A 25,520-nucleotide genomic window follows, 5' to 3' on the forward strand; every position below is an offset into this window, starting at 1 on the left:
TAAGCCTACACTGGTCTGCGAAAAGGCTTGCGAAAGTCCTTTGGCTGATGAGTATCAACCGTTTTACTAAGGAGTAGGTTATGCAAGTTCGAGACTTGATCCCGGGCCAGCCCCGGAAGAAATCCAATTCCAGCGCGATGGAACACCTGTCCGAACGCTCGGCCGAACTCACCGATGAATTCAAATCGTTTGTGGGTGATATGGAAACCATGCTCAAGAACAGCGCTTCGTTGCAGGGAGAAGAGCTGGCCCGGGCCCGCAAGGCTCTGGAAGAAAGAGTGCACAAAGCCAAGGGGGTGGTCGACGAAAAAGGCAATCGCCTGGCGCAGTACACGAAAGAGAATCTCCACCAGGCCGGAGACTACGCCCGAACGCACCCCTGGACGGTCACCGGTGCGACCCTCGCGCTCGGGGTCGCCGTCGGCCTGTTGATCTTCAAGCGCAAATGAGGCGGTGACGGGGGCACCCGTGGTCTGCCCACTAGCCGGCGACCAGTTGGTTTCGCCCCCGGTCCTTGGCCCGATAAAGGCATTCGTCAGCGGCCACGATAAGATCGTCCGGGGTGTCGACACTGATCAGGTCAGAGGTGACGACGCCAACACTCAGAGTCACTACCCCGTCTGCCGTGGCATGTTCGTGCGGGATGCCCAGAGCCTGCATTGACGCCAGAATACGCTCCGCGACACGCCGTGCGCCCGTGCTGTCGGTTTCGGGCAGCAGTACCAGAAACTCATCGCCCCCATAGCGTACCCCAAGGTCCATCGTACGGTGACTGGCACTGCGGATGGCGTCGGCAACGGCCACCAGACACTTGTCCCCCGCCAAGTGGCCATAACGATCGTTGTACTCCTTGAAATGGTCGATATCGACCATCAACAACGACAGTACACCGCCGGTGCGCTTGATCCGCGCCAGTTCGCTGACCACCACCTCATCAAAGCGACGGCGATTGGCCAGCCCGGTCAGGGGGTCGGTCAGAGACAGCGCCTGTAACTCCCGCATTGCCCGTCTCAGCTCCGCAGTGCGCCGCTCGATTTTCTCTTCCAGTTGCTCGTTCAGCTCTTTGAGCTCACGCTCGGTTTCCACAAAGCGGGTAAATTCCTTGGACGTGCCCCAGATATGGGTCACCACCCCGCGATCATCGAGCATCGGAACCAGAATGGTCTCAAACAGCCGCCGACGGCCTTCGAGCACCGGCTTCTGCTCCGTCACCACGGTGCCGCCCTGGGCCACACAGCGCCGGTAGCCTTCAATGATCTCCTCGGCCCCCTCCCAACCAGCCAGCAAGTCACGGAATCGGGCGCCAGGCACCTGCCTGGGCTCCAGACCCCGGGCCGCCTCGTTGGCGTTCACGATTTCAAAGTCGTCATCGACCACCTTCGCAATCCAGAAGGGATCGCGAGCGTTATGCCAGAGCGCTTCAAAAAACTGCAGAAGCGCCTGCTGATCAAAAGAGGCGTGAAAGTCAGGCATATCCAGATATTAGCGCAATGCGCCCAAAGATGCAGCATCAGGCGCCAAAGCGGCACCATTCCACATTTCCATGGCTCATACGTAAAGATTGGTAAGCACCTTCGGCCGCGTAACAAGACAAACCATCTATTCTCCTGTTAACGTCGTATTGACTGACTTAACTCACCCGAAAAGGAGTCTGATTGATGACCAAGGTTCTTGTCCTTTACTACAGCATGTATGGCCACATTGAAACCCTGGCATACGCCATCGCGGAGGGAGCCCGGCAAGTGGACGGGGTGGAAGTCACCCTGAAGCGTGTGCCGGAAACCATGCCTGAGGATGTAGCACGCAATGCCGGCGCCAAGCTCGACCAGGACGCGCCAGTGGCCCGTCCGGAAGAGCTCGATCAGTACGATGCCATCATCTTTGGTACCCCCACACGCTTTGGCAACATGTGTGGTCAGATGCGCAACTTCCTGGATCAGACCGGTGGACTCTGGGCGCAAGGTAAACTGATCGGCAAAGTGGGCAGCGTGTTTACCTCCTCTGCCAGCCAGCACGGCGGTCAGGAAACCACCATCACCTCGTTCCACACCACCCTGTTGCACCACGGCATGATCATTGTGGGCGTACCCTATGCCGTACCCGCACTGACCAATATGGACGAAGTCAGCGGCGGTACACCCTACGGCGCCAGTACCCTGGCCGGTGCCGACGGCAGCCGCCAACCGTCCGAAAATGAGCTGACGATTGCCCGTTATCAGGGGGAGCATGTGGCGAAAATCGCCATCAAGCAGAGCGCGTAAAACCCTTGCTCCAACCAAAAAACCGCGCCAGTGGCGCGGTTTTTTTGTACTCGTAGGGTCCTGAATGCTACTCGGCGTTGGCTGGCACTCTCAGCAACGCATCCACCGCCGGTTTGGGCGAGTAGTCGCGGTTGAACAGCAACGGGTAGTTGATGCGGTTTTCGATGGGATAGCCGTTTTTCCAGGACATATCGTCGGTCACACCCCAGAGGGTGACCCGATCAATTTTATCCCGTTTGCGGTAAAACAGCTCGAACAGTTCCCGCCAGCGTTCGGTCAGTTGCTGCTGGACGTCATCCGGCAGACCGTTCGCATAGGGATTCAGATACTCCACAAATTCCTCATTCTGATATTGTGGATGAAGCATGCCGGTGCCGATGATCTGCCCTTCCCGGGTCAACGGCAGCACATCGATGTCCATCTCGGTAATCATCACTTTCACGCCCAGCTCGGCGTAGGCATCAATGGCCTGTTCGATGTATTCCATTTTCGGATAGTTGAGCCCCCAGTGCGCCTGGATACCGATACCGTCAATGCGGATACCTTCCTCCTGCAACATTTTGACCATACGCACAATACCGTCGCGCTTGGCCGGACGCCAGGCGTTGAAGTCGTTGTAATACAACTCGGTACCCGGTGCGTACTCACTGGCGTACCGGAACGCCAGCTTGACCAGTTCATCACCACTGCCAATGCTGTTGACCCAGGTAGTGGGGCGATAGGAGCCATCGTCCGCGATCACTTCGTTGACCACATCCCAGGCGTGCACCTTGCCGGCATAGCGCCCGGCGACCACTTCGATGTGCTGGCGCATCCGCTCTTTCTGTTGCTCGGGGGTGTTGGGCTCGCCGTCTTCATTCCGGAAGAACCACGCCGGTGTCTGATTGTGCCAGACCAGGGTGTGCCCCACGGTAAACAGGTCGTTTTCCCGGCCAAATTCGACAAACGCATCGGCGGGCCCAAAGCGATAGACACCGGGCTCCGGGTTGATCTCTTCAGCCTTCATGGCGTTTTCCAGGGTCACCGTGTTGAAGTGCTTCAACACAATCTCCCGGGACTGGGGGTCATCACCGGCGGCGATTCCCGCATTTATCGCCACACCGACTTTGAAGGCGTCGGCATAGGCCGCTTTGAGCGTATCGGCGGCGGGTTTCACCTCATCCGGGCTTTTGTAGGGGGACTGCTGACAGGCAGACAGCAGTGCCGCAGCGGCAAGTATCAATACAGGTTTCATAACAGACATACCCTGGTTTTATCATGATGGATGGAGCAAGAGCGCAAGCGCTCCAGACAGCCTGGCAGGCCACTAAGAGTCACAACAACTATATCAAACTCTGCCCGGCCTGTCGGCCCGATTTCTGATCTGGCGCAACCCCCTTCTCCGCGACAGCGACTAGACTGATAACAACGACCGTTTTCCCATTCTCAGCAGGTGCACCATGACCCCGTCAGACTCCATTCTCTGGTTTGAGCAGATCACTCTGGAGGATATTGGCCAGACCGGAGGCAAGAACGCCAGCCTGGGCGAAATGACCCGCTCACTTCAGTCCGCTGGCGTCCCCATCCCCCCCGGGTTTGCCATCACCGCCCGGGTGTACCGGGACTTTATCGACGCAAACCGACTGACCGACCGGATCGCCGGGCAATTGGCGGCGCTGAAGCACAAACAGCAAAGCCTGGCGGATACCGGAGCGGCTATACGCGCACTGATTCTCGGCGGGGAATTCACCGCCGGGCAACGCCGTGCCATCGAAGGTGCCTACCACCAGCTTTGCGACCGTCTGCAGCAACCCGATGTGCCGGTGGCGGTACGCAGTTCCGCCACCGCCGAAGACCTTCCGGAAGCCAGCTTCGCCGGCCAGCAGGAAAGTTTCCTCAATGTCCGGGGGGTGGATGCCTTACTGGCGACCAGCCGCGCCTGTCTCGCCTCCCTTTACACCGACCGCGCCATCGCCTATCGGGAACAGCACGGCTTCGCTCACGAACAGGTGGCGCTTTCGGTGGGCGTGCAACAAATGGTGCGTTCGGATCTCGGTTGCGCCGGGGTTCTGTTTACCCTGGATACGGAAAGCGGTTTTCCCGATGTGGTGCTGATCAATGGCGCCTGGGGACTGGGCGAATCCGTGGTCAAAGGCAGCGTCAACCCCGATCGGTTCATGGTGTACAAGCCCTTGCTGGAGCGGGGTTTTCGTCCGATCGTCGAGCGCACCTGCGGCAGCAAAGCGGAAAAGATGCTCTATGCCGAGTCGGCGGACAAGTCCGGCAAAACCACACGAACCATCGCCACCACAGACGCCGAACGCCATCGCCTGGTGCTGAACGATGACGACATTCTCACCCTGGCACGCTGGGGGTTGCTGATTGAACAACACTACCGGCGTGCCATGGACATTGAGTGGGCCCGGGACGGTGAGACCGGTCGGCTCTATATCGTGCAGGCCCGTCCGGAAACCATCGAATCCCAAAAGGACCGGGCCGTGTTTTCCAGCTATACGCTGAAAGACAAAGGGCGGGTGCTGGTGGAGGGCGCGAGCGTCGGCAGCGCCATAGCCACCGGCCCGGTGTGCAAGCTCGACCGACACGACCAGAGTGAGCAATTCCCGAAAGGCGCCATTCTGGTGACCGACCGGACCGACCCGGACTGGGTGCCGATCATGCGCCGTGCCGCGGGCGTCATCACCAACAGCGGCGGTGCCACCAGCCACGCGGCCATTGTCAGTCGGGAGCTGAAAGTGCCCGCCATCGTGGGCACAGGCAATGCCACAGAATGCCTGACCGAAGGGGCGGATGTGACCCTGGACTGCTCGAAGGGGGCTCAGGGCAAAGTGTACGAGGGCAAGCTCCGGTTTGAGGTGAAACAGATTCGGGTGGACGAAGTTGTTCCCACCCGCACGGAATTGATGATCAACGTCGCCATGCCCGACGGCGCCCTGTACTGGTGGCAATTGCCCACTCGGGGCATTGGCCTGGCCCGGATCGAGTTCATCATCTCCAGCCAGATCGGCGTTCACCCCATGGCGCTTCTGCACCCTGAGCGGATCTCCCGCATGGAGACACTGGACACCATCGCCGATCTGACCCGGCGCTACGCCAACGCGACCGACTATTTTGTCGATCAGTTGGCCACCGGCATTGGAAAAATCGCCGCCTCCTGTTATCCCCATCCGGCCATCGTGCGATTTTCGGACCTCAAGTCGAACGAATACCGGGGATTGATTGGCGGTGAGGATTTCGAACTGGAAGAGGACAATCCCATGCTGGGATTGCGTGGCGCTTCCCGCTACTACCACGAGCGTTACCGGGAGGCCTTTCAGCTTGAGTGCCAGGCGATGAAACGGGCCCGGGAAGAGATGGGATTTGACAATATCGTCGCCATGATACCGTTCTGCCGCACACCGACCGAGGCGGATCAGGTACTGGCGGTCATGGCCGGCGCCGGGCTCAAGCGCGGCGAAAACGGTCTGCAGGTGTATGTGATGTGCGAGATTCCCTCAAACGTCATTCTGGCGGAGCAGTTTGCCCAACGGTTCGATGGTTTCTCCATCGGCAGCAACGATCTGACCCAGTTGGTGCTCGGTATTGATCGCGATTCCCAGGCACTGCGTCCGCTGTTCGATGCCCGGGACGAAGCCGTCAAACGATTGATTGCCCAGGTCATTCGGGTGGCTCACGAACACGATCGCAAGGTGGGTATCTGTGGCCAGGCGCCGTCCGATCACCCCGACTTTGCCGCCTTTCTGGTGGAGTGCGGCATTGATTCCATTTCCCTCAATCCGGACTCGATTATCCGGGCCAGCCAGCACATTGCCCAAGCGGAGAGACAATGAAAGTTGCCGTGTTCAGCAGCAAACCCTATGACAAGGCGTTCCTGAGCAATGCCAATCAGGGGCGCCACGAATTGGTGTTCCACGACACAACGCTCAACGCCGCCAGCGCCCTGCTCGCCCAGGGTTGTGCCGGAGTCTGCTGTTTCGTCAACGACCAGTTGAACGCCGAGGTGCTGAACGCCCTGGCCAGCCAGGGCGTAAAACTCATTGCCATGCGCTGCGCCGGGTACAACCAGATTGACCTGGACGCCGCCCGCTCTCTGGGCATCACCCTCACCCGGGTGCCGGAGTATTCTCCCCACGCCGTTGCCGAACACACCCTCGCCCTGATTCTGATGCTGAACCGGCAACTGCACCGGGCCCATCATCGGGTGCGCGAAAACGACTACTCCCTCGATGGGCTGCTCGGGTTCGACCTGTTCGGCAAGACCGTCGGCGTGATCGGCACCGGTAAAATCGGCGGGACCTTTGCGCGGATCATGCTCGGGCTGGGTTGCCGGGTGATTGCCTACGATCCTTTTCCCGATGAGGGGCTGCAAACGGCGGGGGTGGAGTACCTCGCACTCGATGCACTATGGCCACAGTCCGACATCATCTCCCTGCACTGCCCCCTGACCCCGCAGAACCACCACCTGATCAACGCCGACGCCCTGCTCAAAATGAAACCGGGCGTGATGCTGATCAACACCGGACGCGGCGGCCTGCTCGATACCAAAGCGGTGATTGCCGGCCTGAAATCCCGACAGGTGGGCTACCTGGGTCTCGATGTGTATGAAGAGGAAGGCGACCTGTTTTTTGAGGACCATTCCAGCCAGCTGCTGCAGGATGATGTGTTTGCCCGGCTACTGACCTTCCCCAATGTGGTGATTACCGGCCACCAGGCGTTCTTTACCCGTGAAGCGCTCGCCGCCATTGCCGACACCACCCTGGACAATCTCACTGGCTTTGAGCACGGGGACCGGACCCGTATGCACCTGATTGAGTCGCCGTGAAACCGTCATGGATACCCGAAATCTGGCAACGCCCAAGACTTCGCCGGCCGCCTCTCCCGCCGGGGAGCCGGTTCATGCGCTTAGCACCGAACAGACGCTGCACCAACTGGACAGCACCCCCAACGGATTGAGTGCCGAGACCGCCCGACAGCGACTGGCACAGTGGGGGCCAAACGCCCTGCCCACCCAAGCGCCAACGCCCGGTTGGAAGCGCTGGCTGCGGCAGTTTCACAACCTCTTCATCTACGTCCTGCTGGTCAGCGGTCTGATCAGTCTGTTCCTGAGTCACTGGGTGGATGCCGGGGTCATTACCGGCGTGGTGTTGATCAATGCCACCATCGGTTTTCTGCAGGAGGGCAAAGCCGAACAGGCCCTGCGCGCCATCCTGTCCATGAGCCGGAGTCAGTGCCTGGTGCTGCGCGACGGCGCCACCCTCACCCTCGACAGCGAAGCACTGGTACCGGGCGATGTCGTGCTTCTGCAGGCCGGCGACAAGGTGCCCGCCGATCTCCGTCTGCTGGAGAGTAAAAGTATCCGCTGTGACGAAGCACTGCTCACCGGGGAATCCCAAGGCGTTGATAAAATCGCCGCACCGGTGAGCGCGGACGCCCCCCTGGCGGAGCGACTCAACATGGCCTATATGGGCACCCTGATCACCTATGGCAGCGGACGCGGGGTGGTCACCCATACCGGCGCGCATACCGAGATCGGTACCATCAACCGGATGGTTCAGGGCGTCACCTTGAGCCCAACGCCGTTGCAACGCCAACTGCAACGCTTTGCCGGACAGCTTACCCTTGTCATTCTGCTGATCACGGCCGCCACCGTTGTCCTGGGTGCGCTGCTCCATCACCAGAGCCTGGCCACTCTGTTTCAGGGTGCGATCGGTATCGCCGTTGCAGCCATTCCAGAAGGCCTGCCCGCCGTGGTCACCATCACCCTGGCTCTCGGGGTTGAGCGCATGGCCCGCAAACGTTCATTGATGCGGCGCCTGCCCGCCGTGGAGGTGCTCGGTTCGGTGGACGTGATCTGCTCGGATAAAACCGGAACGCTCACCGCCAATGCCATGACCGCGCGTGCGCTGGTCACCAGCACCCACCGGTACACCGTTAGCGGCGAGGGCTACGCTCCGGAAGGCGACATCAAAGCGGAGCCTCGCTCCAGCGGCGACAGCGCCACCAGTGATTCCGTCGCCACCGCCACTCGCATTGCCCTGCTGTGCAACGACGCCAACCTGACCGAGGAACAGGGCCAGTGGCAGTTGCACGGCGACCCCACCGAAGGTGCTCTGCTGGTGTTGGCGTTGAAACACGGGCTGGAGGCCGACCAGTGCCGGCGCGAATCGCCCCGTATTGACAGCCTGCCGTTCGAAACCGAAAAGCGTTACATGGCGGTACTGCACGACCATCCCGACGGCGACCGGGAGATGGCCATCAAGGGCGCGCCCGACCGGTTACTGGAACTGTGCCGTGAGCAACTGGGTCCGAATGGCCCGGAACCGCTGGACCGGGATTACTGGCATCGCCAGATGGAGCAGCTCGCCTCTCAGGGGATGCGGGTCATGGCCCTGGCGCGCAAGCCGATGGACAGTGAACAGACCGAGCTGCATCACCACCATATGGAAACCGGTCTGGTCATGGTGGCGCTGGTCGGCATCAGCGATCCACCCCGCCCGGAGGCCGTGGAGGCGATCGCCCAGTGTCACGCGGCGGGCATTCGGGTCCTGATGATTACCGGCGACAACCCGGTAACCGCCGCCGCCATCGGCCGCGAGCTGGGCCTGAACAGCGAGCGGGTGGTCACCGGCGCCGAGTTCGACCGGATGAGCGACGCCGAGCGCTTCGCCGTGGTCGATCAGGTCGATCTGTTCGCCCGCACCAGTCCGGCCAACAAACTCCAGTTGGTGGAATCCCTGCAAGCCCGGGGTCACACCGTGGCCATGACCGGTGACGGCGTCAACGACGCCCCCGCCCTGCGGACCTCGGACATCGGCATCGCCATGGGCCAGAAAGGCACCGACGCCGCCAAGGAGGCGGCCGACTTTGTACTGACCGATGACAACTTCGCCACCATCACCCGGGCCGTGGCGGAGGGCCGAACGGTGTACGACAATATCGTCAAAGCGATCGCGTTCATCCTGCCCACCAATCTGGCCCAGGCCATTGTCATTGTGTTGGCCATTCTGTTCGGCTGGACGTTGCCCATCACACCGGTACAGATTTTGTGGGTCAATATGGTCACCGCCGTCACGCTCGCCCTGGCCATGGCTTTTGAGCAGAGCGAAGCCGATATCATGCAGCGCCCGCCCCGCCCCCGCCACCAGGGCCTGATCACTGCTGCGCTGTTGTACCGGATTCTGCTGGTCGGTGGTCTCGGCGCGCTCACGGTATTCACGTTGTTCGAATGGCAGTTGTCGGTCTCGGGTAACGAGGCCCTGGCGCGATCCGCCTCGGTCAATGCCCTGGTGTTGTTTGAAATATTCTATTTACTGAGTGCACGTACCCTGAACGATTCCCTGTGGCATCGGCGCTATTGGCAGGGGTTGCGCCCGGCACTGTTGGCCATCGGGTTGGTACTGATGTTTCAAGGGCTGTTCACCTACTGGCCGGTCAGCCAGAGCATTTTTGATGTCGGCCCCTTGAGTGCGAGTCACTGGCTGGTACTGGTGCTGTTGACCAGTCCGATTCTATTGATCGTCGAGTTGGAAAAGTTTCTGACCCGACACCTGCGCGGACACTGACATGCCTCTATCCTCTCGCCCATTGCCGGAAGCCCTCGCCATTCTGCGAGAGCTGTCCATGGATCTGTACTGGAGCTGGAATCACGACGGTGACCAGCTATGGCAACAGCTGAATCCGGAGGTGTGGGAACACACCCAAAACCCGGTGGAAGTGTTGCAATTGACCAGCGACGAACAGCTGCAGAAAATCGCTCGCGACAAGACCTTCCTCGCCGCGCTGAATACCCTGACCCGGGAGAGAGATACCTACCTCACCGACACCAGTTGGTATCAGCAACACTACGCCGACTCGGCGCTTAAAGGCATTGCCTACCTCAGCATGGAGTACGGCCTCTGCGACGCCCTGCCACTGTATGCCGGGGGCCTGGGTATGCTCGCCGGGGATTACCTGAAAACCGCCAGCGATCTGGGTGTGCCAGTGGTCGCCGTGGGACTGCTGTATCAGCAGGGCTATTTCCACCAGAGTCTGGATGACACCGGCTGGCAGCGGGAAACCTATCTGTACAACGACCCGGGCAGCCTGCCCCTGCGCCGGGCCCAGGCGAAAGACGGCAGTTGGCTGCATATCGATACCGAGTTTCTGTGCCGGCGGGTGCGCTTCCGGGTCTGGCAGGTCACCATCGGACGGGTCACCCTGTATCTGCTCGACAGCAATGATCCGCGCAACCAGGCCGGTGATCGGGGCATCACCAGTCAACTTTACGGCGGCGACGGTGAGCTGCGGCTGGTTCAGGAAATCGCCCTGGGCATTTGCGGCTGGCGGCTGCTCGACACTCTCGGTTTCGGTGACTACGTGTGCCATCTGAACGAAGGTCACGCCGCGTTCGCCACCTTGGAGCGGTTACGCCTTTATCGCGAGCGATACAAAGTCTCTTTTGACGAAGCGCTTTGGGCGACCCGCGCGGGTAATGTGTTCACCACCCACACCCCCGTGGAAGCCGGCTTTGACCGCTACCCCATCGGGTTGTTGCGTCGCTACATCGACGAGTTTACCCAGCAGCTCGGCGTGCCGGCCGAGCGGTTGCTGGCGCTGGGTAAAGCCAACCCGGACGACGCACAGGAGTGGTTCAACATGGCCTGGCTGGCCATACGCACCTGCGCTTTTGCCAATGGCGTCAGCGCATTGCACGGCGCCGTCAGCCAATCCATATTTCAACCGCTGTTTCCCCGCTGGCCGGAGCGCGAAGTGTCCATTGGCCATGTCACCAACGGGGTACACGTGCCCACCTGGGATTCATCCCGGGCCGATAACGAATGGCGCCTGCTGTTTGGTCCGGACCGCTGGCGTCAGGACCTGGACCGTATGCCCACCGACACACTGGAACAACTGGATAATCACCGACTCTGGCAGATGAAGGGTCAGGGACGGGCTCAACTGGTGGACTACGTGCGCCGGCGACTCGGTCACCAGTGGCGCCGGGAGAGTGACCCCGGCCAGTGTGCCGTATTCAGCGAGCAACCGCTGGACCCGAATGTGCTTACCCTGGGCTTCGCCCGACGTTTCGCCGAATACAAGCGGCCCAACCTGTTGCTGCAGGACCCGGATCGGCTGGCCGCCCTGCTCACCCACCCCCAGCACCCGGTGCAGCTGATTGTAGCCGGCAAGGCCCACCCGGCGGATGATTGGGGTAAAAACGCACTGCAGGCCTGGCACCGGTTCGCCCGCCGTCCCGACGTCAGAGACCGGGTGGTGTTTCTGGAGGACTACGATATTGAGCTCGCTCAGCACCTGGTGCAGGGCGTCGATGTCTGGCTGAACACACCGCGCCGCCCCTGGGAGGCCTGTGGTACCAGCGGCATGAAAGTGCTGGTCAACGGTGGCCTGAACCTGTCCAGTCTGGATGGCTGGTGGGCCGAGGCCTGGCGCCCGGACGTCGGTTGGGCGCTGGGCGATGGCCGCGTTCATGACAAAGAAAACGATACCGACGATGCCAGTGCCCTGTATGAAACCCTGGAGCAGGATATCGCCCCCTGTTTTTATCATCGCGACGACGCCGATATACCCGCTCACTGGTTGGAACGCGTGCGGCACAGCATGGCCCAACTGACCGCACCTTTCAGTTGCAACCGGATGCTTCGGGAATACATCGAGGGTTACTACCTCCCGGCCGCGCAATCACTGGCGAACCGGACGGCGGAAAACGGCGCTCTGGCGGCCGAACTGTTTCAGTGGCATTCAGAACTGTCCCAGCACTGGCATGAAATTCACTTGGGTGAGTTACACTTCGAACCGGACAACGAGCACCGCCGAGTAATGCTGAACGTTCAGCTCGGCGGGTTAAACCCGGACCATCTGGCCGTGCAACTGGTCGCGGACCCGACCGACACGGAGGGCGCCATCACCCTGGCATTGACGCCTGCCAGCACCCTGCAGAGCGCCACCCACAGCTATCGGTATGAAGGTCGGTTGGCCAGTACACGACCGGACAGCGACTTCACCGCCCGGGTGATCCCCAGACACCCGGCAGCGATGATTCCGGCGGAGAGCCAGAGGATCGTATGGCAGTCCCGGTAAGCCGGGTCGCCCGACGAATTAACGCCGCTCGACCCGTCGACCGGGCTGAATGTCCTGACCGGGATGGAGAATCACCCGCTCGCCCGGTTCCAGCCCCTCCCGAATTTCGGTCAACAGTCCGCTGCGCCGTCCCGGGGTCACGGTACGGCGCACGGCTTCGCCGTCGTCAATCACATACACCGCCCAGCGTTCCTCTTCCCGGAACAGGGCACTGGCCGGTACCTGCAGGACATCGTCGCCTTCCCAGAGAATAAAGCGCGCTTCCACCCGGTAACCGTCACCCAGGTCTTTCCAGTGCTCGCGCTCCGCATCAAAATCGACAATGACCCACACGCGCTGCTCTTCCACCCCCAGCGCGGAAATGTGAGTAAAGCCCGCCGGTTCAATCCGTCGTACCCTTCCCGGCAACACCTCGTCGCCGCCCCAACGTTCCAACTCCACACGCATCCCCGGACTCAGACGCACGGCATCCGGTGAGAGCAGGTCCACCTCCACCTGCAGGCTGCTCAGATCCCCCAGCGTCAGTATCGGTTCACCCGGTTGAACCCGCCCCGCACTCTGTCGTTCACGGGTGAGCACGACACCCTCCGTGGGCGCGGTGATCTTGAGCGGCTCCGAACGGACCTCGCCACCGGCGATGGTCAACGCCGCCTCGGCATTTTCCCGCTCGTGCCGCGCCACATCCACCTGAAACTGCGCCGTGCGCAAACGCGCACTGGCACTGCGTGCCTCCGCCAGCGCCCGGTCCAATGCATCCCGGGAAAGATGGCCCTCATCCACCAGCCGCTGGACCCGCGCCAGTTCCCGGTCCGCCAATTCGGCCTGGGCACGCTGGACTTCAACCGCGGATTCCGCGGCGGCCAGGGCCGATTCCGCCCGTGCCAGGGCTGCCCGGGCCTGAGCGCCGGTGCGGGCATCCAGCGCGTCGGCCGGAGCGGGGTTCAGGGTAAATAACGTGTCGCCCTTGGTCACCGGGTCACCGGGCTCAAGCAGCACACGATTGAGGTAGCCCGCCACCGGTGCCGACACCTCGAAGCGATCCGGCAGGCGGGTGCGTCCCTCCTCTTCCACGGTGATCCGGAAAGGGCCGCGAATCACCTGCGCCGAGTCCACTAACGCGGGCGGATCGCGAAAGCTGATGATCATCACCACAATCACCAGCAGAGTGACGGCGGCAAAAATCAGGGTACGACGGTTCGGGCGTTTCATAGCCATAAGTCCTTGGACTGTCTTCAGCCGGGAGGTTCGCTCCCGCGCCAGGAGGTTCATTTATTCCGCCGACTTCAAGGCCGACACCATATCCAGTCTGACCAGAGCCCGCCCCATCATCAAGGCGGACAACAGGGTCGCGACCAGCACCACCAGAGCGGCGCTGGCATAGGTATCCGCGGTCAGTACCAGCGGTACCCGGTAAAGATCGGTCTGCATGCCCAGGGTGAGCAACTGACACAGACCGGCCCCCAGCAGGAATCCGAGCGGCATGGCCAACACCGTCAGCAGCAACAGTTCGCCCAGCAAAATAAAGGCGATTTCCGGCCGGGTAAAACCCAGCACCCGCAAGGTCGCCAACTCCCGGCTGCGCTCGGCAAAGGCGATGCGCGCGTTGTTATACACCACGGCGAAGGCAATCGACCCGGCCATGAACACACTGAAAAAGGTGAACACCAGCATGCTGTCCGACATCATATCGTCGAACGCGCGGATGGTGGTTTCCCGCTGATTCACCCCCGCCACCCGGGGCATGGCCTCCAGACGGCGATTGACCTCGTCCACCTGTTCCGGGTCGACCGCCAGAAAGGCGCCGCTGACGGTATCGCCCTCGCCCAGTAGCCGGGCCAGCGTATCCTGCCGCAGATAAGCGCCCACGCCGATAAATTCGGTGACCAACCCCGCCACGGGAATGGCCAACTCCGGCTGCCGCCCCTCCTGCACACTCACCTGCAGGGTGTCACCCACACCGATACCGAGCATGGTTGCCAGATGGTCGGTCAACAGCACGCCCTCATCGGGAATGGCGATGGGCTGCAATTGATCATCGAGCACCTGCACCAGATGCCGGGGCTCGGAAAAGCCCTGGACACCGCCTCGATAGGTACGATGTCCGTACTGCAAAATCGCCGAGGCGCTGCGAAAGCCCTCCACGTAACGAACGCCGGGAAGCGCACCAAGCTCATGCAAAGCGCCGCGCTGGGTGGGCTCGATAAAGGTGACGGTCATATCCTGCTGTTGGGCGAAACGAAACTGCACATCCATCATGTAATCAATAGAGCCTTTCTGAAACCCGGTCAGCATCATCATGCCCACCGCCAAGGCTATGCCCAGTACCGACAACCCGGCCTTCACCGGCTGACGCTCCAGGTTGCGCAGGATGATTCGGGTCGGCTGACTCAGGCCCCGAATGCCCAGCCGCTCAATAACCGTACGCCGGAAATGGGTCGGGGGTTCCGGGCGCATGGCCTCCGCCGGAGGCAGTCGAAAAGCCCGATACACCGCCGTCAATGTCCCCAGCACCGTCGCGCCACCGGCGATGGCAATGGCGGTCAGCGCCACCGAGGCCCGCAACCGGAATTCCAGCCAGGGGAACCGGAAAAAGTCCTGATACAGACCGGCCAGGGCACTCGCAAGCCAGGTACCCAACAGTACCCCGAGAATGGAACCGATCAGGACAATCACCAGCACCAACATCAGGTAATGTCCGGCCACGGTCAGGCTGTCATAACCGAAGGCTTTCAGCACCGCGATCTGCTCGCGCTGGGTGCGGATCAATCGGGCCGCCACGACGTTCAACAAAAACGCGGACACACCGATAAAAATCAACGGCAGAAACACCGCCATGGCGGCAATCTGTTCCAGTTCCTGTTCAATAAAACGGTGTGACAGTTGATCGTCGCGACCATAGGCGCCGAGCCCGCCCCAGGACTCAAGCAAACCATCCAGATGATCGATGGTGGTCTGCGGGTTGGCCCCGGCGTACAACGTCAGGGTGACGTTGTTGAAGGCCCCCTCCATGTCAAAGGCGGATTCCAGCGCATCGCGATTCATCCAGAGAATGGCGTAGCGGGAAAAATCCGGAAACAGATCCCCCGGGCGAATCTGGTAGATGTACTCCGGCGACAGCGCAATGCCACTGATCCACAGCGCCTGGTAGCGGCCATTGATGACCACCGACAGTCGGTCACCGGGCTGCAATTGATGCGCCTCGGCGAAGGCTTCGCTCAACAATACCTGATCGTTGCGGCCCGCTTCCGGCAACTGGCCGGATCGCAGATGCAACTGATTGAGCTGGGGCTGACGTCCGTCGGGAATGGATTGGGCGAGGCCGGTGACCGGTTGATCGAATCCGGGCACCTGCAGTTTCACCGGTGCCTGCACGCGGGTTTCCAGGGTGGCCACGCCGGGTACGTCTCGCAGACGCTCCGCAAGAGACTCGGGCGCACGCTTGAGATTGGCGAACACCTCGGAAAACCGCTGGCTTTGATACACGCTCTGCTGGCTGAGACGCAGCGCATCCAGGGCGGTAAAGGACATCACAAACATGGCCACGCCGGTGGCAATCACCACCGCAATCGCAACGCCCTGCCCTTTCAGGGTCCAGAGGTTGCGCAGCAGTTTGATATTGAGGGCGCGCATGGCGAGTTACCAGTGCAACTGATCGGGATTGACAGGATGCGGGTTTTCCGTGACTTCGCTCACCCGTCCGTCGCTCAGGCGGATCATCCGCTCGGCCATATCCGCAATCACCGCGTTGTGGGTGATCACCGCTGTGGTGGTACCCAGCTCCCGGTTGATCCGGCGCAACACCTCCAACACTTTGATGCCGGTTTTCGAATCCAGCGCACCGGTGGGTTCATCGCACAACAACACTTCGGGATTTTTGGCGATGGCCCGGGCAATGGCCACCCGCTGCTGTTCACCACCGGACAGTTGAGCCGGGAAATGATCCAATCGCTCTTCAAGTCCCACCAACGCCAGGGCGTCGGCGGGGTCCATGGGATGGCGGGCAATGTCGGTAACGATGGCGACATTCTCCCGCGCGGTCAGACTCGGAATCAGATTATAGAATTGAAAAACAAAACCGACATGGTGACGACGAAAGTCCGTCAGCACCCGCTCATTGGCATGGCTCAGATCGGTATCCTTGTACCACACCTCCCCTTCGGTACCGCTGTCCAGTCCGCCAAGGATATTGAGTAACGTGGATTTGCCGCTGCCGGAGGCCCCGAGCAACACCACAAATTCTCCGGCGTACAGTTCCATATCCACGCCTCGCAGCGCGTGAATTTCCACCTCGCCCATGCGAAACACCCGGGTGAGGCCCCGGGTGCGGAAAACCGGTGTCATCCAATAACCCAGGCAGTCACAATGATCACCAGCGCGATCAGGGCGGCAATGGCTCCGAGCTTCATAAAGGCGACATTGCGCCGACGCACGGCATCGAGCCGGGCGGTGGTTGACGCGATGGTGGGCTCTTCGATATTGGTATTGGCGGGATCGGCGCCGGCGTAGCGGGAACCACCGGGGGTATCTTCATCGCCGGGCAGCACGATCAGCAGTGCGCCGTCATCCGCGAAATCCCGCCGCCAGTGGTCGGCCGCCTTCTTGTCGTCCACGGTTTTAAACTCGACCGGCGAACCGGTAAAGAGCGTTTTGCGCACCTTATCCGGCGACATTTCCAGCCGTTTGGCCAAGTTATCGATGACTTCCTGACGCTGAAAGCCCGTGACCAGATCGCCGGTAAACATCAGTCGATACATCACTCGCTCCTTTTGCCCAAGGTCGTGTACCTAATGTCACGCTTTGACCGTCATCTTTACATATCCCGGCGCCGTCTGCACGGGCATCATCAACGAAAGGTGCGAGCCAGAATCAGACCACCCCACAGCAGATTGCGGTCGCCGGGGCCCTGTTTGATCTCCGAGCTGTGGCCGCGCACGACGTAGCTGATGCGATACCCCTCCTCGAAGGCCACGGTATAGCCCAGCCAGGCTTCGAGCATGACTGGGCGCAATTCACTCCGCTCAAAAGTGACTTCACTGTCGCGAAACTGCCCTTGCAGAAACGCGTTGTAGGCTCGCGCTTTAACCGACACGCCACCCCAGAAATAATGCTCATCGACCGAGATACCGCTGTTGGTGTAGGACGATTTCTCGCCATAACTCACCAGTTCCGGGTTAAACGAAGACCAGGCGGTGTGATAGTCGCCGCCACGGACCGACAAGCTCCAGCTCGCCTCGGTGAGGTAGCCCACGGAACCCTGTACGGTGCTTTTGATTTCCAGGTTGTCGAACAGCGTGGCGACATGGTGTTGCCGCGCCACGGTATAGCGCGCCGTCAGTTCGCCGCCGTCGCTGATCTGATTGTCCCAGCCCCGGGCCGGCGTACTGCCGAGAATTGCATGGGCTTCATTCTGCACATTCCCCACCAGATCCAGCCCGAGAACCCCCACGGTCAACGTGCTTTTCCACGCCACGCGATTGCGGATATCCAGCCGCTCCCGGGAGTTCGCCAGGTATACCAGACCGGCATAGGGGCGATCGCCATACTGCGGTTGGGCCACCTCGATCTCGCTGGGGGTAAACCCGAACAGACCCGCTTCGCGGCTGTGCTTGCTGACCCCTACGGGCGAGAGATGCTCAAAGCCCAACGCCGAGTCCAGCCAGCCGAGCGGCGCGTCCAGAGAGAGCCAGCCGTCTTTCGCGGACCGGCCTGTGTAGGTGAAATTGAAACCGTAGGTGTAATCCTGATCCTTGCCCCCCAGAGCGAGGTAATCATTATCAATGGCCAGCGCCCAGCTCGAACGCTCCGGCTCCGTATAGGGCAGCGACCGGATCGGCGCCGCAGGTCGTTTTTGATCCTCGATCAACCAGGCCACCTGCAGCGGTTCCTGGGCGCGAGTGCCCGGGACAGCCTCTGTCTGCAGCGTCTGCGCGCCGGCGGGCTCCGCCATCATCAACAGCGATACCAAAGTCCAGAACGTTGCCGCCCAAAATAAAGTGACCGGTCGTCTTTTTTCTGTTCGGCCTTGTTTTGTTCGAGAATGCTCCGAATTCATCGCCCTATTCCCCCAAGTTCAGATTCCAATCAGCTATAGATGACCAGTCGTCTTTCAATTCACAGCCTTACACCCCGCAGCGCTTATCAGCTCCGCCACCGACGGAGACAATTTCATGCAGCGCTACAGAGAGTATTATTGTGGGTATTGAGAAACGATTTCTGGTCGGCCAGCACGTCAGTTGGCGTTTACTTGTCCGACGACGATCGGCAAGAGCGCAAGGAAGGCATCCAGCGGCTCGCGACATTTGGCGGCCTTCATCCGCATGACCGTGCCCTCCCAGGCATTGAACAGATACTCCGCCAATACCGATGAGGGCTGCGGGCTGTTCAAGCTACCCTGCCGGCGAGCCTCTTCCAGTACCGCTTCGATCGCCTCGGTATTGTTGCGCAGTAGCTGGCGCACCTTCAGGCGAATGACCTCGCTGGAGTCCGACATTTCCTGACACATGTTGCCGATGAAGCAGCCGCCGGTGACGCCGCTGTCACAGGCGCCGGTGTAGTCCCGGAAATACCGGGTCAGACGCTCCAGCGGCGGCAGACTGGTATCCTCCAGCAATGCCCGGCTCTCCTGGTTGCGCGCCTCGGTGGCCCGCTCCAGTGCTTCCAGCGCAAAATCCTCCTTGCTTTTGAAGTAGGTATAAAAAGACCCTTTCGGCACCTCGGCGGCGTCGACAATGTCCTTGATACTGGTGCCGTTGTAACCGTGGGTCGCCATGACACCCAGGCCAGCTTCCAGTAAGAGGTCTTTTTTTAACTCGCGCTTGCTCATGCCCATCAATATATGACCGGTCGTCTGGTTTTACAAGAGGTTCCTTATGGTTGTTTTCTATAAGCACCATAGGCGGCGGAATAATAGCCCGTTTTCCGTTCGTCAAAAACCCCAAAAGGATACCGTTATTGTGCTGTGGTCCGAAACCGCATGACTGGCGGCAACTCGGACTGGGGGCTCCACTCGAGACCGGGGAGCGGCGCCTCCAGGATAAACAGCCGCCGGCTCTCTGCGTGTATGGCCGTCAGCTCGTCGGCGAAATGACTCTGGAACAGCGCCTCCATGGAGCCATCCTTCAAGGCCCGCTCTAACCCCTCCTCCAGGCGCTCGGCCAGGGGCCCCGCAGTCGCACTGACATGAAACACCACCGGCAAGGGGTAGTAGAGGTAAAGATCCGGTACCAGTGCCAGAGTGCCATTGGCCGGTTGGTGGCTGGCCAGCTCGCGACGCGCCTCAATAATACCCAGCGACAGGTAGTCAAAGCGGCGCTGCTCCAGCATGGTGAACAGGTTGCTGTAGCGACCGGTGTCGTTCACCGGATAGCCATTGCGACGGAAAATGGCAACGTCCGGCCAGCTCTGCCCCTGCCCGACCGTCAACGGTTTCAGTTGATCCTCGGAGATAATCTCGGCCATGTCCTGTAGCCTGTCTTCACGAACGATCAACTGGCGGTAGCCCATCAGGCCCCCCAGAATCGGAATCGGGATGGAGATGATCCGCGCCTCCAGTGCCCCTTCTTTATCCCTCGCCGGTGCGGCGTAGACATTGATCGGATGCCCCTCAGCCAATGCGCGGCGGCCGCGCAATGAGCCAAAATCCTCATCGTGGCGTTTCAGATCATAGGCAGGGTAATCGTCGGCGGTTTTCTCCAGCGCGAGCCGGAGTAATTCATACTCATAGTTCAGCCTGCCCTGGGTGCTGTCCCAGAACCGGACTTCCATTATCGGCGCTGCGTCTGTGGTGGCACACCGGCCAGTATCGGCAGCAATGCCGAAAGCCAGAAATACCAACCATGTCTGGTGAAAAAATCGCATCATTATTATCGTTCTGAATGCCCGCTAATGTCCTCAAAGTTAACGGATCACCGTTTACGGCACAAGCCCCTGCTGCCTTACGCCCGCACGGGGGCGTTACCAGAACTGATAAGTGAGACTGATCTGCCCCACATGCACCGAATAGCGAGGGCTTTGTTGGCCGCTGGCAAGCAGGTTCGCCACCGTATCCGGCGCCACCGCATCAATGAGAAAGTCGGCACTCCGGTAGCGCTCATACCCATAACTCACGCCGACAGAGAGTGGCTCGGACAACTGGTAGCGGGCGAACAGCTCCAGCCGGCTAAGATGGGTTTTCAGGTCCGAGAAAGGCGCCGGGTCGGCCCGAGTCTCCATTTCAATAGTCCCTCGTCCAAAGGAGTAACCATAATCCAGGCCCACATCCAGCCCATTGAGCAACGCTTCGCGCTCGATACCGACACCGAACGTATCCACCCGGTCCCGTTGATGACCGGTCCAGTCTGGCGTGGAAAAGTTATCGCTGCCCGCCTGATCCGAGTCGATTCGCTGACGGGTCGCGAAGGCATAGATTGACAGATTCTCTTTCGGCCGTACCGATAGGTCCAGGCTGTGAGACAGGTCGCGCGCCTCCGTCAGACCAATCCGGGTGTTGAAATAATCGTCCTTGGCGTAATCCAGGGAGAAGCTCAGTGTCATCCAGTCCCGTGGTAAATAATCGACACTGGCGCGAACCTGGTCACGATCCCGCTCGCCCAGATGATAGCGCCGCAGCAGGGGGTTCTCGCCCGGAACGAGGTCTTCCAGTGGGCGGTAGTGCTCGACAAACCGCCGGCGCTCCTGCCCGCCCTTGAGCCGAACATCCAGCGTCTGCGTCAAGGCGGTGCGAACTTCACCCCAGTAGTCGGTAGTGCCGGTTTTTTCCGTTTCCTGAAAGCTGCGCGCCATGGTTTCCCGGGACAGACCCGCCGAGACGGTGGTTTCACTGCCCGCTTTGAAATCGGCGCGCAGCCTGCTACCGGCGCGTTCAAAACTGTAAGGCCGGTTGAACTGTGTGGGGGCCACCGCCAGATCCGTACGCACCGGGGTAAATTCCGAACGTGGGGTGCGGTTGTCGCGATCGTCATAAAAAAGTTCAGTCACCACACTCAACGCCGACCAGGGTTGCATCAACGCGCGCACCTGGCCGTTGAGCGTATCGACCCGACCGTCCAGGCTGAGAGCGGGCTGATTGACCTCGCCCACCCGGGGATTGATGGTCGCCGGCAGAAACAACTCATCCTGCCGCAGGCGACCCACGGCGAGCCGACCCGAGGTTTGCAGCAGGCGGCCCGGCTGCCAGCGCCCCGACAGCGTCAACTGATGAAAGTCATTGCCGGGCGCTTGCGCCAGACGGCCGCGCTCACCGCCTTCGGCCAAGGGACTGAAGGGGTTGTCCCAGATCACCGAGTCCGCGTTATTGTCGAACTGCGAACCGTGATAGGCCACCTGCAGGTACCAGTGATCTTCACGGTAGGAGAGCCGCGCGTCCATCCGCTCGGTCACCCGGTCGATCGTAACCGGCAACTCAACGGCGGTATTCAGAAAACTGGCACCCTGAAGCCTGATGCCCTGCTGTTCGGTGCGACGAACGTCAACGCCGTAATCCCAGTGATCGGTGCTTTGGGCACCCGCATTCAGGCCGTAAGTCTCGCGCTCCAGTCTCGGGAATACTTCCTTCAGGCTCTGGTCAAGCTGGCTCATCCCCTGCGTTGTGGAAGCCCGCTCCCAGTTCGCCGACAGGGTCAACACCCGGGTGCCGACCCCGAGAAAAGGGGTCTGCACCTGCTCCGCCACAAAGTGGGGAATCTGTTGGTATTCAAACCCGATGTCGTAGCGTCCCTGTTCACCGTACAGGAACCGCATCTGACCTGAATCGAGCCCCAGGCTTTTGGCCTGTGCCTCGGCATAGGTGCCTTCCTCATTGCGCGTCCTTACATCCAGCTCACCCAACAAAAAGGGACCGCTCTCATCCAGCCCGGTGTAATCACCAAACTTGGCGGAACTCTCGGACACATGCCCCACCCCGGCGGTGACACGCCCGTCGCGCTGGCTCTGCTCGGGACACAAACGGCAGGCCCACTCGGCCGTGTCCGCAGTCGGCCAATAGCCCTGGGCACGGCTGTCCTGACTGCCGAGGCTCATCGCCACCATAAGGCAAGCCGTCATCCAGACATGCGCGGGGCGGTGGCGAAGACAGACGGTTTCCATCGGTGACCTCCCGCTAACGACTCAGGTTACGGCCCGAGGGGTGATTGGAGCCGTGCACCTGCGAATGGCAATTGGTGCAACTACCGCCCAGTAACAGGGCGGACGGACGCCCCTCCGGCAAACGCTCCCCGGTTTGGGCAATGCTGGGATGACCGGCCCGCGAGTGACACTCCTGACACAGCAGTGGCGCCCGGCGGCGCAACAGCGAGGCGTGATTGGAACCGTGGGGAACGTGGCAGGAGGCACAATCCTCGGCCGCTGGCGCGTGCTCCCAAAGAAAAGGCCCGCGTTTTTCCGCATGACATTCAAAACAGGTTTCATTCAGTGTCCCGCGCACCAGCATGGCATCGTTCAGTGTGCCGTGGGGTTGGTGACACTCGGTACAGGTCATCTGGCCCTGACGCATCGGGTGGGTCGAGGCCAGGAGGCTCTGCGCCCGCTCCCGGGTATGACAGTCAAAACACACACCCGCCTGATCCTGCTGGTTCATGATCGGGTCGTGCGGGGTGTGTACCGAGTGACAGCTGGTGCAGGTGAGCCCCTGACGCTCGTGCACACTGCCCTGCCAGTGACTGCGTTCCTGCGACTGGTGACACCCCAGACAGATGGCTACCTCCTGTTCGCGGCTGGCGCTTCCCTGATGAGCAAACGCTAAAGGAGCGGGCCGCTCCTGGCCCGGACGCAGCCTGCCCGCATGGTCGCCTCCCGGGCCGTGACAGCTCTCGCACTGCTGTTGCGCAAACGGCGTTCCCGGGTCGCTCGCCACCGCATGGGGCGTACTGAAAATGCCCTCAATATTGTCGCCGCTATGACAACGCAGGCAGGTATCCGCCCCCTGATCGGAAAACTCCGGCAGCGCCTCATGAACATCGGTCTGGGCCAGAGCCCCGCCTGCCAGCAGGGCCACCAAGGCAACCAGAGCAATCGTCGCTTTACCGTAAACCATGAACACGTTCTACGTCAGCAATTTGGCCAGGCCCGTGACACACCGAACAGGTCTCGGTCACTGAGGCATCCAGTACCTCCTGGGTCTGATCGAACACACCACCGTTGAGTATCATATGCGTCTGCGCCAGATCATTCGTGTGGCAGGAGCCACAAGCGGCACTCGCCTCCGATACTTTCAGATGCACAGAGGGGTCTGCGGGATTCCCCTCGGTCAGCAGAGTGGTGCCCAGTACGTTGGCCGGTAGTGGTAACTGATAACCATCGTCCGTGTGGCAGGCCAGGCAATCGTCCGCGCCGCGTGGATAGCGCAGCTCGCTGAAGTCGTGGGCGTTATTGCCAAAGCCATAAGCCACATAGGGCTCATCCCGAACCTCAGAACCGTGAATGGCGTGAATCATATACTTGAAGTGCACCGACTGCTCGGGCAAGCCATCCAGCATGGAAATACCTTCCACCACGGTATCCCCGCCCCGTCGGGCCAGGTCTGTGGTGTTGGGATTGTGGCAGATCGCACAGAGCTGCACTTCATCGGTTCGCTGATTGCCATGAAAGGCCAGGGCGTCGTTACGGCTATGGCAGGCCTGGCACTTTTGGGTTTCCACCACCTGACGGCGCGGAACCGGTTCGGCGTCGGTAATGGCAAAGTATTTCACCGCCCCGGTAATCGGAATCTGGAAGCCCTCGTCCGGATCAACAGCCCGACCTTCCATACCGACCACCCCGGAACCCACCGCATCACCGGGCAGAGTGCCGGGCGCTGAAATGGTAAAGGTGCCGTCGTTATTGTCCGTCGCATTCTGGTGCACATTGGTCACCGACAACCCCGCCGATGGGCCATGCACATAGTCCCGGGTATCCCAACCGATACGGATCGCCAGACTCGCCCCCGGACCAAACAGAGGATCTTCCAGAATATCGTAGGGCGCGTCATCATTGGTAGGGTCTGTGACCGAGAACGTCACGGTCGGGGTTTCATTCTGCCCGGTGGCAATCACCTCCAGCAGGTTGAAGTGAAACCGCTGCGCCGCCACCTGTCCCGGTATGGTGTGGCTGGCCAGCACATCCCCCGCAAACCCGCCCGGCTTATGGCAGATTGTGCACTCGCTGTTGTTTGTGGCCGGGTGGCCCGCGCCCGCCACAAAATCAATATCGTCATGGCAGGAACCGCAGGCTTCCATACTCGGTTTCTCGACAATATTGATTGCCTGCGGCGTGGCGTCATCGTCCGGATCATGACAGGTCAGGCAGTTGCGCGGGTCCTGGGGATGCACCACATCAGAAAAATTGTTTGTTGAGTTCCGAAACCCCCAGAGAATGTAGTCTTCACCACTCTGCACACTCGGCAGCCGCTCCCCCATATGGATCTTATGAATCATCTCGCGAAAATCCAGGGAGTGGCCACTCTGGGCATCAACGCTTCCCGGGTTGTGGCAGGTCACGCAGTAATCGACATAGACCCGACCGCCACCGTGCAGTGCCAGGTCATTCCCGTGACAGCTGCTGCAGGATTCCTGGGCAACGATTTTTCGATGATCAATAGCCTGTTCCGGGGTCAGACCGGTCGAGGGCTGGAAGGTATACACCGCATTGGCTGCGGGCAGGGATTCACCCCGAAAACTACCGCCCACCTGCAGGCCCACCCGGTGGGTCAGTTCTGGCTCATAATCCACTGCCAGCGGCGCGCTTACCGCACTCAGATCGGTATCAAACGTATAGCGGTAGCTGCCATCACCATTACTGACCAAAACACCCGCGCTGCTACTTTCGGTGGTGGCCTGAATGACTGTCTCGGTGCCGGGCCAGGGACCGGCCCCCGGCGCTTCCTCGCGGTTAATGTAACTTTGCCAGGCACTGCTGTTGCCCTCTGTGCCGGGTACCAGTTTGGCCAACGTGAAGCTGAGCTGCTCCAGATAGGAGAAAGGATACCCGTCCTGGTCCACTACCAGAAAGTCGACCACGACCGAGTCCTCAATACTGACCTCGGTAATCTCGACCTGCAGGGCCGTGGGGACGGGACCGGCGCCACCACCGGGCGGCCCGGGTTCGCCCGGAGGCCCGGATGGCCCGGGAGGACCGGCCGTCCCCACAGGGCCGGAATCTCCGTCACACCCGATCAAACCAATCAGCAACAAAGCGCCAACCATTACACTCCAA

18 protein-coding genes are annotated in these 25,520 nt (G+C 60.7%); 6 read left to right on the forward strand and 12 right to left on the reverse strand.

The window, feature by feature from the left end:
• The first annotated feature begins 80 nt into the window (after positions 1-80).
• On the forward strand, positions 81-449 hold the full coding sequence (locus tag OOT55_RS08035) for a DUF883 family protein (RefSeq protein ID WP_265368575.1): 369 nt from the start codon (positions 81-83) through the stop codon (positions 447-449).
• A 31-nt stretch (positions 450-480) separates the two neighbouring features.
• Here the strand turns inward: OOT55_RS08035 and OOT55_RS08040 are convergent, their stop codons facing one another.
• A complete protein-coding gene (locus OOT55_RS08040; protein WP_265368576.1) occupies positions 481-1,473 on the reverse strand; it encodes a diguanylate cyclase domain-containing protein in 993 nt (330 codons plus the stop codon).
• A gap of 185 nt (positions 1,474-1,658) precedes the next feature.
• Between OOT55_RS08040 and wrbA the strand changes: the two genes are divergently transcribed.
• Complete coding sequence (gene wrbA, locus OOT55_RS08045; protein ID WP_265368577.1) at positions 1,659-2,261, forward strand: NAD(P)H:quinone oxidoreductase; 603 nt, start codon at positions 1,659-1,661, stop codon at positions 2,259-2,261.
• 67 nt (positions 2,262-2,328) lie between these two features.
• On the opposite strand, the gene OOT55_RS08050 is transcribed toward wrbA, so the two are convergent.
• Positions 2,329-3,495 (reverse strand): endo-1,4-beta-xylanase, encoded by a 1,167-nt coding sequence (locus OOT55_RS08050; RefSeq protein WP_265368578.1) that lies wholly within the window; start codon positions 3,493-3,495, stop codon positions 2,329-2,331.
• 205 nt (positions 3,496-3,700) lie between these two features.
• On the opposite strand from OOT55_RS08050, the gene ppsA reads away from it, so the two are divergent.
• From ppsA to glgP, 4 genes are read left to right on the forward strand one after another with little or no spacing between them, the layout of a single operon-like run.
• Positions 3,701-6,088, forward strand: coding sequence for a phosphoenolpyruvate synthase (gene ppsA / locus OOT55_RS08055; RefSeq protein ID WP_265368579.1), 2,388 nt, complete (start codon positions 3,701-3,703; stop codon positions 6,086-6,088).
• Positions 6,085-7,080, forward strand: a complete 996-nt coding sequence (locus tag OOT55_RS08060; protein WP_265368580.1) for a 2-hydroxyacid dehydrogenase — start codon at positions 6,085-6,087, stop codon at positions 7,078-7,080. Before ppsA ends, OOT55_RS08060 begins: the two co-directional genes overlap by 4 nt.
• Positions 7,081-7,087: 7 nt before the next feature.
• Positions 7,088-9,820, forward strand: coding sequence for a cation-translocating P-type ATPase (locus OOT55_RS08065; protein ID WP_265368581.1), 2,733 nt, complete (start codon positions 7,088-7,090; stop codon positions 9,818-9,820).
• A gap of 1 nt (position 9,821) precedes the next feature.
• A complete protein-coding gene (gene glgP / locus OOT55_RS08070) occupies positions 9,822-12,335 on the forward strand; it encodes an alpha-glucan family phosphorylase (RefSeq protein ID WP_265368582.1) in 2,514 nt (837 codons plus the stop codon).
• Between the two features lie 18 nt (positions 12,336-12,353).
• On the opposite strand, the gene OOT55_RS08075 is transcribed toward glgP, so the two are convergent.
• The 10 genes from OOT55_RS08075 to OOT55_RS08120 form a co-directional block, all read right to left on the reverse strand.
• Entirely contained in the window at positions 12,354-13,544 is a 1,191-nt protein-coding gene (locus tag OOT55_RS08075; RefSeq protein WP_265368583.1) for an efflux RND transporter periplasmic adaptor subunit, read from the reverse strand.
• 60 nt (positions 13,545-13,604) lie between these two features.
• Positions 13,605-15,965 carry an ABC transporter permease gene (locus tag OOT55_RS08080; RefSeq protein WP_265368584.1) on the reverse strand — a complete coding sequence of 787 codons (2,361 nt, stop codon included), beginning with the start codon at positions 15,963-15,965 and terminating at the stop codon, positions 13,605-13,607.
• A 6-nt stretch (positions 15,966-15,971) separates the two neighbouring features.
• Positions 15,972-16,676 carry an ABC transporter ATP-binding protein gene (locus OOT55_RS08085; RefSeq protein ID WP_265368585.1) on the reverse strand — a complete coding sequence of 235 codons (705 nt, stop codon included), beginning with the start codon at positions 16,674-16,676 and terminating at the stop codon, positions 15,972-15,974.
• On the reverse strand, positions 16,673-17,089 hold the full coding sequence (locus tag OOT55_RS08090) for a hypothetical protein (protein ID WP_265368586.1): 417 nt from the start codon (positions 17,087-17,089) through the stop codon (positions 16,673-16,675). Before OOT55_RS08090 ends, OOT55_RS08085 begins: the two co-directional genes overlap by 4 nt.
• Before the next feature lie 89 nt (positions 17,090-17,178).
• A complete protein-coding gene (locus tag OOT55_RS08095) occupies positions 17,179-18,300 on the reverse strand; it encodes a lipid A deacylase LpxR family protein (RefSeq protein WP_265368587.1) in 1,122 nt (373 codons plus the stop codon).
• Between the two features lie 264 nt (positions 18,301-18,564).
• Positions 18,565-19,158: a TetR/AcrR family transcriptional regulator gene (locus tag OOT55_RS08100; protein WP_265368588.1), complete on the reverse strand. Its 594-nt coding sequence runs from the start codon at positions 19,156-19,158 to the stop codon at positions 18,565-18,567.
• A gap of 125 nt (positions 19,159-19,283) precedes the next feature.
• Positions 19,284-20,192 carry a hypothetical protein gene (locus OOT55_RS08105; RefSeq protein WP_265368589.1) on the reverse strand — a complete coding sequence of 303 codons (909 nt, stop codon included), beginning with the start codon at positions 20,190-20,192 and terminating at the stop codon, positions 19,284-19,286.
• Between the two features lie 96 nt (positions 20,193-20,288).
• Positions 20,289-22,418: an MtrB/PioB family decaheme-associated outer membrane protein gene (locus tag OOT55_RS08110; RefSeq protein WP_265368590.1), complete on the reverse strand. Its 2,130-nt coding sequence runs from the start codon at positions 22,416-22,418 to the stop codon at positions 20,289-20,291.
• Positions 22,419-22,431: 13 nt separating this feature from the next.
• Positions 22,432-23,364 carry a DmsE family decaheme c-type cytochrome gene (locus tag OOT55_RS08115; RefSeq protein ID WP_265368591.1) on the reverse strand — a complete coding sequence of 311 codons (933 nt, stop codon included), beginning with the start codon at positions 23,362-23,364 and terminating at the stop codon, positions 22,432-22,434.
• Positions 23,351-25,453: an OmcA/MtrC family decaheme c-type cytochrome gene (locus tag OOT55_RS08120; RefSeq protein WP_265368592.1), complete on the reverse strand. Its 2,103-nt coding sequence runs from the start codon at positions 25,451-25,453 to the stop codon at positions 23,351-23,353. The genes OOT55_RS08115 and OOT55_RS08120 overlap by 14 nt, the downstream gene beginning before the upstream one ends.
• Positions 25,454-25,520 lie beyond the last annotated feature (67 nt).

The sequence above is a fragment of the Marinimicrobium sp. C6131 genome (assembly GCF_026153455.1).
Taxonomy (GTDB): domain Bacteria; phylum Pseudomonadota; class Gammaproteobacteria; order Pseudomonadales; family Cellvibrionaceae; genus Marinimicrobium.

Excerpts from the sequence above, each read along its gene's own strand:
- OOT55_RS08035 (WP_265368575.1), top strand. The coding sequence starts at position 81 with ATGCAAGTTCGAGACTTGATCCCGGGCCAGCCCCGGAAGAAATCCAAT.
- OOT55_RS08040 (WP_265368576.1), bottom strand. The coding sequence starts at position 1,473 with ATGCCTGACTTTCACGCCTCTTTTGATCAGCAGGCGCTTCTGCAGTTT.
- wrbA (WP_265368577.1), top strand. The coding sequence starts at position 1,659 with ATGACCAAGGTTCTTGTCCTTTACTACAGCATGTATGGCCACATTGAA.
- OOT55_RS08050 (WP_265368578.1), bottom strand. The coding sequence starts at position 3,495 with ATGAAACCTGTATTGATACTTGCCGCTGCGGCACTGCTGTCTGCCTGT.
- ppsA (WP_265368579.1), top strand. The coding sequence starts at position 3,701 with ATGACCCCGTCAGACTCCATTCTCTGGTTTGAGCAGATCACTCTGGAG.
- OOT55_RS08060 (WP_265368580.1), top strand. The coding sequence starts at position 6,085 with ATGAAAGTTGCCGTGTTCAGCAGCAAACCCTATGACAAGGCGTTCCTG.
- OOT55_RS08065 (WP_265368581.1), top strand. The coding sequence starts at position 7,088 with ATGGATACCCGAAATCTGGCAACGCCCAAGACTTCGCCGGCCGCCTCT.
- glgP (WP_265368582.1), top strand. The coding sequence starts at position 9,822 with ATGCCTCTATCCTCTCGCCCATTGCCGGAAGCCCTCGCCATTCTGCGA.
- OOT55_RS08075 (WP_265368583.1), bottom strand. The coding sequence starts at position 13,544 with ATGAAACGCCCGAACCGTCGTACCCTGATTTTTGCCGCCGTCACTCTG.
- OOT55_RS08080 (WP_265368584.1), bottom strand. The coding sequence starts at position 15,965 with ATGCGCGCCCTCAATATCAAACTGCTGCGCAACCTCTGGACCCTGAAA.
- OOT55_RS08085 (WP_265368585.1), bottom strand. The coding sequence starts at position 16,676 with ATGACACCGGTTTTCCGCACCCGGGGCCTCACCCGGGTGTTTCGCATG.
- OOT55_RS08090 (WP_265368586.1), bottom strand. The coding sequence starts at position 17,089 with ATGTATCGACTGATGTTTACCGGCGATCTGGTCACGGGCTTTCAGCGT.
- OOT55_RS08100 (WP_265368588.1), bottom strand. The coding sequence starts at position 19,158 with ATGAGCAAGCGCGAGTTAAAAAAAGACCTCTTACTGGAAGCTGGCCTG.
- OOT55_RS08105 (WP_265368589.1), bottom strand. The coding sequence starts at position 20,192 with ATGCGATTTTTTCACCAGACATGGTTGGTATTTCTGGCTTTCGGCATT.
- OOT55_RS08110 (WP_265368590.1), bottom strand. The coding sequence starts at position 22,418 with ATGGAAACCGTCTGTCTTCGCCACCGCCCCGCGCATGTCTGGATGACG.
- OOT55_RS08115 (WP_265368591.1), bottom strand. The coding sequence starts at position 23,364 with ATGGTTTACGGTAAAGCGACGATTGCTCTGGTTGCCTTGGTGGCCCTG.